This window comes from Achromobacter sp. DMS1 (genome assembly GCF_001270295.1).
The window spans coordinates 1-10,933 of record NZ_LHSJ01000132.1; the positions used below are offsets into that span (position 1 = coordinate 1).

At 69.0% G+C, this 10,933-nt stretch carries 6 protein-coding genes and 5 pseudogenes; 5 read left to right on the forward strand and 6 right to left on the reverse strand.

What is annotated here, in order from left to right; translation table 11 throughout:
* From AD428_RS15575 to AD428_RS15590, 4 genes and pseudogenes are all read right to left on the reverse strand, one after another.
* Window positions 1-1,119, reverse strand: a pseudogene (locus AD428_RS15575) (RuBisCO large subunit C-terminal-like domain-containing protein); the annotation flags it as partial.
* 26 nt (window positions 1,120-1,145) lie between these two features.
* Window positions 1,146-1,685, reverse strand: a complete 540-nt coding sequence (locus AD428_RS15580; RefSeq protein WP_053245779.1) for a VOC family protein — start codon at window positions 1,683-1,685, stop codon at window positions 1,146-1,148.
* 45 nt (window positions 1,686-1,730) lie between these two features.
* A complete protein-coding gene (locus tag AD428_RS15585) occupies window positions 1,731-3,611 on the reverse strand; it encodes a TRAP transporter large permease subunit (protein WP_053245780.1) in 1,881 nt (626 codons plus the stop codon).
* A gap of 7 nt (window positions 3,612-3,618) precedes the next feature.
* On the reverse strand, window positions 3,619-4,638 hold the full coding sequence (locus AD428_RS15590; RefSeq protein WP_053245781.1) for a TRAP transporter substrate-binding protein: 1,020 nt from the start codon (window positions 4,636-4,638) through the stop codon (window positions 3,619-3,621).
* Between the two features lie 108 nt (window positions 4,639-4,746).
* On the opposite strand from AD428_RS15590, the gene AD428_RS15595 reads away from it, so the two are divergent.
* Complete coding sequence (locus AD428_RS15595; protein ID WP_053245782.1) at window positions 4,747-5,808, forward strand: LacI family DNA-binding transcriptional regulator; 1,062 nt, start codon at window positions 4,747-4,749, stop codon at window positions 5,806-5,808.
* A gap of 2 nt (window positions 5,809-5,810) precedes the next feature.
* Here the strand turns inward: AD428_RS15595 and AD428_RS15600 are convergent, their stop codons facing one another.
* Entirely contained in the window at window positions 5,811-6,698 is an 888-nt protein-coding gene (locus AD428_RS15600; RefSeq protein ID WP_053245783.1) for a LysR family transcriptional regulator, read from the reverse strand.
* 129 nt (window positions 6,699-6,827) lie between these two features.
* On the opposite strand from AD428_RS15600, the pseudogene AD428_RS15605 reads away from it, so the two are divergent.
* Together AD428_RS15605 and AD428_RS28940 are read left to right on the forward strand one after the other, a co-directional pair.
* Window positions 6,828-8,117, forward strand: a pseudogene (locus AD428_RS15605) (GMC family oxidoreductase); the annotation flags it as partial.
* Between the two features lie 124 nt (window positions 8,118-8,241).
* Window positions 8,242-8,304, forward strand: a pseudogene (locus tag AD428_RS28940) (hypothetical protein); the annotation flags it as partial.
* 192 nt (window positions 8,305-8,496) lie between these two features.
* Here the strand turns inward: AD428_RS28940 and cfa are convergent.
* Window positions 8,497-9,687, reverse strand: a complete 1,191-nt coding sequence (gene cfa / locus AD428_RS15610) for a cyclopropane fatty acyl phospholipid synthase (protein ID WP_082308438.1) — start codon at window positions 9,685-9,687, stop codon at window positions 8,497-8,499.
* A gap of 341 nt (window positions 9,688-10,028) precedes the next feature.
* Between cfa and AD428_RS15615 the strand changes: the two are divergent.
* Together AD428_RS15615 and AD428_RS15620 are read left to right on the forward strand one after the other, a co-directional pair.
* Window positions 10,029-10,316, forward strand: a pseudogene (locus AD428_RS15615) (alpha/beta fold hydrolase); the annotation flags it as partial.
* A 109-nt stretch (window positions 10,317-10,425) separates the two neighbouring features.
* A pseudogene (locus tag AD428_RS15620) lies at window positions 10,426-10,933 on the forward strand (IclR family transcriptional regulator); the annotation flags it as partial.

Sequence of the window (10,933 nt, forward strand, 5' to 3'; positions counted from 1 at the left end):
CGCCGCCGGACATGAAGAGCAGGTCGTCGCTGCGCACCGCGCGCCACGTCGGCGGCACGGTGCCGGCCCACTGGCCCGACGAGAAGGCCGGCATGACGGCGTCGTCGATGCCGGGCGTGAGCGGCGCGAGGCAGTCGCGCGCCGCTTCGACCACTTCGCTGTCTTCCTGGGCGAACTTGCCTTGCAGGCCGTGGACGTGCATGTGGTCCACGCCCGCCAGGCGCCAAAGCGTCTGGTAGGCCTGGAAGCCGATGCCCAGCCAGGGATGGCGCGAGAGCGCGCCGTAGCCGTTGCGGTGGCCATGCAGCGCGAGCGGGGTGGCGCGCCGCAGGGTCTGGATGGCGGAATAGCCGCAGTAGTTCAGGCTCGCCATGACGCAGGTGCCGCCTTCGCGCTCGACCATTTCGGCGTGGCGCAGCATGGCGCCGGTTTCGTCGCTGATGTTGAAGGCCACCATCACCTGCCGCCCGGTGCGCTCGCGGTGCGCGCGCACCACGGCCATGACGGCCGCCACGCGCTGCGCCAGCGGCGCATGGGCGGGGTTGGCGCACACTTCATCGTCCTTGATGAAATCCACGCCCGCGGCGCAAAGCTGGGCCGCGAGGTGCGCCGTCTGCTCCGGCGACAGGCCCACGTTGGGCTTGATGATGGTGCCCACCAGCGGGCCGCCGGCCACGCCGGCCAGCGCGCGCGTGCCGGCGATGCCCGCGCGCGGCATCTCGAATTGCGCGCGGTAGTTGGCGGGCAGTTCCAGCCGTTCCAGCCGCAGGCCCGTGACTTCGCCCAGGTCGTACAGGTTGCCGCTCACCGTGGCCGCCAGGGTGGGCAGGTTGGCTCCCACATTGGCGGCCGGAAAGGCGATGCGCACGCGGGCGCGGCGAAACGGCCCGCCCGCGCCCTGGCGCGTCAGCCAGGCGTTGGGCAGGCGGGGGCTTCGGCCGGCGGCAGCTCCTCGACGGCTTCGACCTGCGCGCGGGCGCGGGCCCGCAGTTCGTCGGTTTCTCCCTGGACCCGGGTGAACGTGCCGCAGGACTGTTCGCCCGCCATGACGCCGGCAACCCGGGCGGGGTCCAGCGGGGTCTCTACGAGATAGGTGGCGCGCAGCAGGGGAGCGGACATGGCGGGGCGGCGATCCGTGGCGGGCATTACAGGCGGCTCAGGTCGGGGAAGGGGCGCACCGGATCCTGACCGTCCCAGCCTTGCGCGCTTTCCCGGATCAGGTCGAACAGGCGTCCCTTAGGGCCGGCCACTTCGGACAGCTCGATCACCGTGCCGGGGTGGTACTCGGTGTCGAAATAGACGAAGCGCCCTTTCTCGCCCACTTCGCCGCTCATCTTAGGCACGAAGCCCTGGGCCAGCAGGCGCCGCAGGTCCGCATCGTAGCGCTGGGTCCAGTACGCGACATGCTGCAGGCCCGTGTGCCCGGCGCGCAGGAAGTCGCGGTACATGGAGGGCACGTCGTTGCGCGTCTGGATGAGCTCCACCTGCAAGCCGCCGGAGTTGGCCAGCGCCACGGAGTTGTGCGGCTCGTGGCTTTCGCCGTCGTAGCGGTAGTTCACGATGGGCACCCGGGGGTTGTAGTACCAGGGTCCGACGCCCAGCGTCCTGCTCCAGTAGTCCATGGCGGCTTCGATGTCGCGCACCACGTAACCGAGTTGGCGGATCTCGCCCAGGAAACGACTCATGATGGATATTCGCGTAAAGGGAAAAGGGGAGGCGGCTGCCCCGGTTCAGAGAAATCCGATCGAAAACCACGGGAAGGCAGCGACGATCAGCAGGCCCGCCAGCAGCGCGGCGATGTAGCCCCAGATCGGCCGTATGCCTTCGTTGGGATCGACGCGGCTGATGGCGCAGGCGCCGTAATAGCCCACGCCGAACGGCGGCGCGAACAGGCCGATGCCCATGGAGAAGATCACCACCATGGCGTAGTGCACTTCGTGCACGCCGGCCTGCCGCGCGATGGGAAAGAGCAGCGGGCCGAACAGCACGATGGCCGGTATGCCCTCGAGCACGCTGCCCAGCACGATGAAGGCCAGCACCGACACGGCCAGGAACCCGCGGGCGCCGCCCGGCATGCCCGCCATCAGCTTGGCGAGATCGCCCGAGAAGCCGGATTGCGTGAGCGCCCAGGCCATGGCGGTGGCGCAGCCCACGATGAGCATGATGGCGCCCGACAGCGAAGCGGTTTCGATCAGCATGGGCCGCAGCCGCGCCCAGTCGAAGCGCCGGTATACCAACAGCCCGACCAGCGCCGAATAGACAATGCCGATGGTGGAGACTTCCGTGGCCGTCGCCACGCCTTCGACGACCGCCGCGCGGATGACGAATGGCAGGGCGACCGCGGGCAGGGCCACGACGAAAAAGCGGCCGATCTCGCGGGCATTGAAGCGCTGCACGCGGCTCAGGTCTTCCTTGCGGTAGCGCCACCATACCACCGAGCACAGGGCCACGCCGAGCACCACGGCCGGCAGCAGCCCGCCCGTGAACAGCGCTGCGATCGACACGCCGGTGACGGACCCGATAGTGATGAGCACGATGGAAGGCGGGATAGTCTCGGTCTGCGCGCCGGTGGCCGACAACAGCGCCACCAGGTCGCCAGGCTTGGCGCCTCGCTTCTGCATCTCGGGAAACAGCACGGGGGCGATGGCGGCCATATCGGCGATCTTCGAGCCCGAAATGCCGGAAACCAGGTACATGGCGCCGATCAGCACGTAGGACAGCCCGCCGCGCACGTGGCCGAGCAGGCTGGCCAGGAACGCGATCATGGCGCGCGCCATGCCCGTCATCTCGATGAGAGCGCCCAGGAAAATGAACAGCGGCACGGCCAGCAGCATCAGGTGCGACATGCCCTCGTCCAGGCGGCCCACCATGACCAGCATGGGCGTGGAGGTGGCCAGGGCCAGGTACGAGAACGTGGCCAGCGCGAACGAGAAGGCGATGGGCACGCCCGCGAACACCGTGGCCGCCACCACACCCACGAAGAAGATCAGCAGGTTCGCCTTGCCCAGATCCGCGAAAAGGGGCTGCGCCAGCCAGAAGGCCGCCGCCGCCAGGGCGGCTCCGGCCAGCGCCGGCAGCGCGTGGCGCGCGGCGTGCATGCGCAGCAGCCGCAGCGCCGCCACCACGGCCATCAGCGCCAGCCCCGCCGGAATGGCGGCGGCGCGCCAGGCATTGCTGAGCTCCAGCGCGGGTGTGACGATGAACGACTCCTCTTCGGCGTATTGCAGCGCGGGCGCCAGGATCAACGCGAGAAACGCCAGCGAGGCGGCCAGCGCCACGGTTTCCAGCACGGCGCGCGGCGCGGGCCCCAGGCGGTTGACCAGGGCCGTCATGCGCATGTGCTCGCCGCGCCGCAGCGCCACCACCGCGCCCAGCATCGAGAGCCACAGGAACAGGATGGAGGCGAGTTCGTCGGACCACACCAGCGGGCTATGCAGCGCGTAGCGCGCCACCACGCCGGCCAAGAGCACCGCGATCTCGACCAACACCAGGGCGGCCGCCGCGTGTTCCGTCACGGCGCCCAGCACGGCGTCGATGACGCCGGCCGCGCGCCGCAGCGGGTGCGCGGGCATCGGCGCCAGCGCAGCCGGAGAGGGGCTGAGGGTTTCCATGGCGCGCTCAGGCCAGCTTGCCCACGGACTGCTCCAGCAGGCCCCAGGCCTCGGCGCCAAAACGGTCGCGCCATTCGCTGTAGAAGCCGGCCTTGCGCAGTTGCTGGCGGAAGCTGTCGGCCTCGGGCTTGTTGAAGACCAGGCCCTTGCTTTCGAGGTCGGACTGCACGGAGGCATTGAGCTGCCTGATGTCGTCGCGCTGGGCCAGGCCGGCCTCGTTGATGCCGCGCGCCACCACCGTCTTCAAGTCTTCGGGCAGCCCTTCCCACATGCGGCCGTTGGCGATGAACCAGTAGCCGTCCCAGATGTGGTTGGTGAGCGAGCAGTATTTCTGCACTTCGTACAGCTTGGCCACCTGGATGATGGGAAGCGGGTTTTCCTGCGCGTCCACGACGCGGGTTTGCAACGACGAGTACACCTCGCTGAACTGCAGGCTGGCGGGCGCCGCGCCCAGGCCCTTGAACATCGAGATGGGCAGGGGGCTCACCGGCACGCGGATTTTCAGGCCGTCCATGTCGGCCGCGGTCTTCACCGGCGCCTTGCTGCTGGTGGTCTGGCGAAAGCCGTTGTCCCACATTTTCTCGAAGGCATACAGCCGGCGCTGCGCGATCGCCTTGCGCACGTAGGCGCCCAGCGGGCCGTCCATGGCGCTCCATACCTGGCCGTAGTCCTTGAAGGCGAAGCCCACGGCATTGATGGCGGCCACCGGCACCAGCGTGGCGATGACCAGGGCCGAGGGCGTGAAGAAGTCGATGCCGCCCGAGCGCACCTGGGCCAGCATGTCCGTGTCGCCGCCGAGCTGGTTGTTGGGGAAGATCTTGATGTCCACCCGGCCGTTGCTTTCCTTGCGGATGCGGTCGGCCGCCTCCTGGGCCCGGATATTCAGAGGGTGGGTCAGCGGGAGGTTGTTGCCGTACTTCAGCGTGAAACCGGCGGCGCGCGCGAGCAGGGGAAAGGCGCCGCCCAGGGCGAAAGCGGCGGGCGCGGCGCATAGCCGGCGCAGCGCGCTGCGGCGAGTCAGCTTCATGGTTGTCTCCAGTGTGGTTATGATGCTTTTTGATGTGCCACAATCTGCGCTTCCCGTGCGGCATGTATGGACTCTAGAGAGCGGGCCTCGACGCGTCAAACTTGAACAATGATGGTTTTTGATGTGAACAGTCCTTCCAGCCCCCCTGGCCGGCCCCGCCTGGCCGACGTCGCCGCCCTGGCGGGCGTGTCCACCGCCACCGCCGACCGCGTGCTCAACCGCCGTCCGGGCGTGCGCCCGGGCACGGCCCAGCGCGTATTCAAGGCGGCGCTCTCGCTGCAGTACCTGCCCGAGCAGGATCTCTACAGCGCGATGGCGCCCGCGCCCTTGCAGCTCGTGTTCCTGCTGCCGCGCGGCAGCAACCGTTTCCTGCGCATGCTGGGCGATACCGTGGGCTATGCGCACGAGCATTTCGCGCCGCTCAACGCCAAGTGCCGCATCGAATACGTGGAGAGCTTCAACCCGCATGCGTTGGCGCAGGCGCTGCAGCGCCACGGCGCGCGCGCCGACGGCATTGCCTTCATGGCGCTGGAGCATCCGGTGGTGCGGGAGGCGGTCAATACGCTGGCCGCGCAGGGCGTGCCCACGGTGACGCTGATCTCCGACCTGGCCAACAGCGAGCGCGCCGCCTATGTGGGCCTGGACAACCGCGCCGCCGGGCGCACGGCGGGCTATCTGCTGGCGCGCTTCATCGGCCCGCGGGCGGCGCACGTGGCGCTGATCGCGGGGTCGCGCCACTACCGCGCCCACGAAGAGCGCGAGAGCGGTTTTCTGCAGCTGTACGCCGAGCAGTTCCAGGCCATGCAGGTCGTGGACCTGCGCGAAGGCTACGACGACGCCCAGCGCAACTACGAGCAGACGCGCCAGTTGCTGGAGCAGTATCCGCAACTGGCGGGCATCTACAACATCGGCGGCGCTTCCGACGGCGTGGCGCGGGCGCTGAAAGAGGCGGGCCTGCAGCACCGCGTGGTGTTCATCGGGCATGGCCTGACGCCCGACACGCGCGCGCTGCTCATCGACGGCACCATGGACGCCGTCATTACGCAAAGCCCCATGGAAGCGCTCATGAGCTGCGTGCGCATCTTCCGCAACCTGCGCGACAAGCGCGGCGCCATGACGGGCGTGGAGCTCAGCCGCAGCCAGGTGATCTTCCGCGAAAACCTGCCCTGACCTCAGGAAAAGGCGGCCTGCACCGCCGCGCTGGCGGCGGCCGGCAGCGGATCGTCGCGGCGCGAGGCCAGCGATACGAAGCTCAGGCTGGTCGTAATGGAAAGGTGCTGCGCCAGGAGCAGGCCATGCGCCTGCGATTCGCGCAGCGCGATCGAGTCCCGCGCCAGCGACAGGCCCACGCCTGACCGCACCAGGTCCAGCATGGAAGATTCCTGGTCCACCTCCGCCACCGCGTTGACGGTCACGCCCAGCTCCTCGAACTTGCGGGCCAGCAGCCGGTGGTGCGCGGAATCGGGGGGCGTTCCGATCCAGGGCAGGGCGGCGATGTCTTCCCAGCCTCGGCCGGCCATGCGCGGGCCCCAGCCCTGCGGGGCGATGACATAGTACGAGAACGTCGCCAGCGGCACCGCGTGCAGCGCGGGCGCGGCGCGCGCGTCTTCGAGCGGGCCGAGATAGAAGCCCGCGTCCAGCTCGCCGGCGCGCACCTGCCGCGCGACCCAGCCCGACATGCCGTGACGCAGTACGGGCCGGATCTGCGGATAGCGCGCCACCAGATGGCGCATGGCCGCGCCCAGCCGCAGGAATTCGGGGTCGAGAATCGTGCCCAGCCGCAGGTCGCCGCGCACCGTGCTGCGCAGCGCGCCGATGGCGCGCTGGAAGTCGTCCAGCGCTTCCAGCACCCGCTGCGCCGAGGGGAGCAGGGCGCGCCCTTCGGCGTTGGGCGCGAGCCCCTGGGCGGTGCGCGTGAAGAGGGACAGGTCCAGGGCTTCCTGGAAGCTCTTCAGTTGCAGGCTGAGCGCCGGCTGGGTGACGTGCAGGTGCTCGGCCGCGCGCGTCAGGTTGCCTTCGCGGGCAACGGCGGCGAAGCTGCGGATGTGCTTCAGGTCCATGGACGGATCTCCGGCGGCGGGACCTTTATTAAAGATGCTTATATTGCGTTTTTCAACAACTCATTGGACAAGCGGGCGCCCGACGCGGCAAAGTTCCTGCCAGAACCCGAACAAAGCAGAGAAGGGCCCATGGAGACATACGACTACATCATCGTCGGGGCGGGCTCGGCCGGCTGCGTGCTGGCCAACCGACTGAGCCGCGACCCCGCCGCGCGCGTGCTGCTGCTGGAGGCTGGCGGGCGCGACAGCTATCACTGGATACACATTCCGGTCGGCTATCTGTACTGCATCGGCAACCCCCGCACCGACTGGATGTATCGCACCGCCGAAGAGCCCGGCCTGGGCGGGCGGTCGCTGCTCTATCCGCGCGGGCGCGTGCTGGGCGGGTCGTCCTCGATAAACGGCATGATCTACATGCGCGGCCAGCGGCAGGACTACGACGACTGGGCCCGCATCGCGGGCGACGAGTCATGGCGCTGGGAGCGGGTGCTGCCCGTGTTCCGCCAGAGCGAGGACCACCACGGCGGCGCCAACGCCTTTCACGGCGCCGGCGGCGAGTGGCGCGTGGAGCGCCAGCGGCTGCGCTGGGACATCCTGGAAGCCTTTGCCGAAGCGGCCGGGCAGCAGGGTATTCCACGGGTGGAGGATTTCAACCGGGGCGACAACTTCGGCAGCGGTTATTTCGAGGTGAACCAGCGCGGCGGCTGGCGCTGGAATACGGCCAAGGCGTTCCTGCGGCCGGCGCGCAAGCGGCCCAACCTTACCGTGCTGACGCGCGCGGGCCGACCAATTGCTGTTCGATGGCCGGCGCTGCGTGGGCGTGCGCGTCACGCGCAACGGCGCGGCGAAACCTACGGCGCGCGCGGCGAAGTGGTGCTGGCGGCCGGCGCCGTGAACACGCCGCATCTGCTCGAAATATCGGGCGTGGGGGAACCCGCGCGGCTGCGCGAGAGCGGCATCGCGCTGCGCCATGCGCTGCCGGGCGTGGGCGAGAACCTGCAGGATCACCTCCAGCTTCGCGTCATTCTCAAGGTGAGCGGCGTGCGCACGCTCAACCGCATCGTGTCCTCATGGGCCGGCAAGGCCGGCATCGGCCTGGAATACCTGCTGCGGCGCACCATGAGCATGGCGCCTTCGCAGCTGGGCCTGTTCGCAAAGTCGGACCCCGGCCAGGCGCGCGCCAACGTGGAGTTCCACGTGCAGCCGTTGTCGCTGGGCGCTTTCGGCGAGCCGCTGCACGCCTTCGACGCCTTCACGGCCAGCGTGTGCAACCTGCGGCCCACCGCGCGCGGCAGCATCCATGCGCAGGGGCCGGACGCGGCGCAGCCGCCCGTCATCCGCCCCAACTACCTGAGCACCGAGGAAGACCTGCGCGTGGCGGCCGATTCCATCCGGCTGGTGCGGCGCATCGACGCCGCCCCGGCCCTGCGCCCGTACCGGCCCGAAGAGTGGCTGCCGGGGCCTGCCTACCAGTCCGAGGCCGAGCTGCGCGAGCGCGGGCAAAATCGGCACCACTATCTTCCACCCGGTGGGCACCTGCGCCATGGGGCGGTCCCCGGACCACGGCGCGGTGGTGGATGCGCGGCTGCGCGTCTTCGGACTGGAAGGGCTGCGCGTGGCGGACGCGTCGGTCATGCCGCTGATCACGTCCGGCAACACCAATTCGCCGCACCATCATGATCGCCGAGCGGGCGGCCGCCATGATCCAGGAAGAGGCGGCGGCCCGGCGGGGCGAAGCGGCCGTGCCCGCCGCGGCGGGCACGGCGGCGTTGCCGGCCTGAGGGCCCGGCTGTTGTCGTCAGCGGCCGGCGGCGCGCAGCGAGCGGTACATCTCGCCGCGCCCGGGGTTGGTGAGCACGATCTGCCAGAGCTGGCCCTCGCGCGAGCGGAAGAAACCGGCGCAGCACATCAGGTAATACTTCCACATGCGGTAGAAGCGCTGGCTGTAGCGGTCCTGCAGGCGGGGCCAGGCGCGCTCGAAGTTCTCCCACCAGGCCATCAGCGTGCGGTCGTAGTCGCGGCCGAAGTTGTGCCAGTCTTCAATGATGTAGCTTCCTTCCACGGCGGCGGCGATCTCGCGCGCCGAGGGCAGCTTGCCGTTGGGGAAGACATAGCGGTCGATCCAGGGATCGGTGCTCTGGCTGGTGGAGGCGATGCCGATGGTGTGCAGCAGGAAGATGCCTTCGGGCGCCATGAGGCGCTTCACGTGACCGAAATACGTGTCGTAGTTCTTGGGCCCCACGTGCTCGAACATGCCCACCGACACCACCTTATCGAAGCGGCCTTGCAGGTCGCGGTAGTCTTGCAGCAGCAGCTCCACCGGCAGACCCTCGACGCGCTTGCGGGCCAGTGCGAGCTGCTCCTTGGAAACCGTGACACCCGTCACCTTGACGCCGTAGCGCTCGGCGGCGAACTTCGCCAGCCCGCCCCAGCCGCAGCCGATGTCCAGCAGGCTTTCGCCGGGCTTGAGCTGCAGCTTGCGGCAGATCATGTCCAGCTTGGCGAATTGCGCGTCCTCCAGCGTCTGCGCGTGCTCCCAGTAGGCGCACGAGTAGATCATGCGGCTGTCCAGCATGGCCTCGAACACGTCGTTGCCGGCATCGTAGTGCTGCTCGCCCACCTCGAAGGCGCGGTTCTTGGATTGCAGATTGAAAAGCTTGTGGCGCAGGTGCTCGGCAATGAGCTTGACCCGCGACAGGCCGATGGCGGCCGAGCCCACGTCGGCGCGCAGCAGGCGCGTGAAAAGCTCGTCCAGCTGCTCGCAGTCCCACTCGCCGTCCATGTACGACTCGCCCAGGCCGAGCGACCAGCTCGAGAACACCCGCTCGTACACATGCTTGTCGTGCGCCTGGATGTCCCACGGCCGGTTGCCGTTGATCTGCACGTCGGCGCGCGCCAGCAGCTCCTGCAGCACCTTGGGCGGCGCCGGCGGCGTGGAGGCGGATGGCTGGGGGGAACTCAATGGGGGAACGGGACTGGTTTGCTGCATACGGACTCCATATCAATGCAGGGATGACTGATCTGGCAATGCGTGGGGCGCCTCGCTGATTCCGCGAGAGGGGGGCGATCCGTGGGACACGAATCGCGCCGATAGGCAGCGGCAATGGCTCGGGCTGACCCCGTGACACCCGTCAATCTTACTCACTGTGCGTAACCGTGCAACCGGCTGTTGCAGTCGGGGCGGAATCCGGACCGGCGGCGCGGCCAGGCTGACGGTGCACTGAACGCGGGTGCGCGCCCGGCGAAACCCTCGCGAACCCCACGAGCGGGCCCGTATAAGATACGGGCGGGGCGCCCATGCCGGGAGGCCCGGCGATCGAGGAGCATGCAATGGTGGACGCCCGCAACGACCCGCGCGAGCCGCGGCTGGACTTCGTCACGTGCGCCAGCCCGGCTGGCCTGCACCGCATGGCGTACTGGGAGTGGGGCGACCCGGCCAACGGCGAGGTGCTGGTCTGCGTGCACGGCCTGACGCGCAGCTCGCGCGATTTCGATACGCTGGCCCGGCGGCTGGCGGGCCGCTACCGGGTGGTTTGCCCGGACGTGGCCGGCCGCGGCCGTTCCGACTGGCTGGCCAACCCCGATTTCTACACCATCGCGCAGTACGTGGCCGACATGCGGTGGATTTATTGAGAACCCGGCATTGCGCCAGTCAATTTCATTAGATAGAATAACGTTCTATCTATAATGACTGCCGCCGCACACCCATGTCAAGCGGCCCTTTGCCATGCCCAGGAAATCCGCCGTTCTTTCGCTCGCCGATGAAAATGCCGCCGTTGGCGGCGTCGGAGCCGTCGACCGCGCGCTGTCCTTGCTGAATGCGTTTTCGGCGTCCCTGCCCCAGCCCGATCTGACCGAGCTCGCCCAGCACACCCGGCTGCACAAGAGCACCGTGCTGCGCCTGATGGCCTCGCTCGAACACGCGCACCTGGTGCAGCGCCAGGCGGATGGGCGCTATGCCCTCGGGCCCGGCATCGCGCGCCTGCATCAGGTCTATGCGTCTTCGTTCTCGCTGGCCTCCGTGGTGATGCCCATCCTGCGCCAACTGGCCGCGGCTACGCAGGAAAGCGCCGCCTTGCACGTGCGCCAGGGCGACCAGCGCCTGTGCCTGCAGCGGGTCGATTCCCCGCGGCCGGTGCGCGACCACACCCTCGCGTGGGCGACCTGCTGCCGCTGAACCGCGGCGCGGGCGGGCGCATCCTCAGCGCTTATGCGGGCGGCACGGAAGACATCCA

Excerpts from the sequence above, each read along its gene's own strand:
- AD428_RS15580 (WP_053245779.1), bottom strand. The coding sequence starts at position 1,685 with ATGAGTCGTTTCCTGGGCGAGATCCGCCAACTCGGTTACGTGGTGCGC.
- AD428_RS15585 (WP_053245780.1), bottom strand. The coding sequence starts at position 3,611 with ATGGAAACCCTCAGCCCCTCTCCGGCTGCGCTGGCGCCGATGCCCGCG.
- AD428_RS15590 (WP_053245781.1), bottom strand. The coding sequence starts at position 4,638 with ATGAAGCTGACTCGCCGCAGCGCGCTGCGCCGGCTATGCGCCGCGCCC.
- AD428_RS15595 (WP_053245782.1), top strand. The coding sequence starts at position 4,747 with ATGATGGTTTTTGATGTGAACAGTCCTTCCAGCCCCCCTGGCCGGCCC.
- AD428_RS15600 (WP_053245783.1), bottom strand. The coding sequence starts at position 6,698 with ATGGACCTGAAGCACATCCGCAGCTTCGCCGCCGTTGCCCGCGAAGGC.
- cfa (WP_082308438.1), bottom strand. The coding sequence starts at position 9,687 with ATGCAGCAAACCAGTCCCGTTCCCCCATTGAGTTCCCCCCAGCCATCC.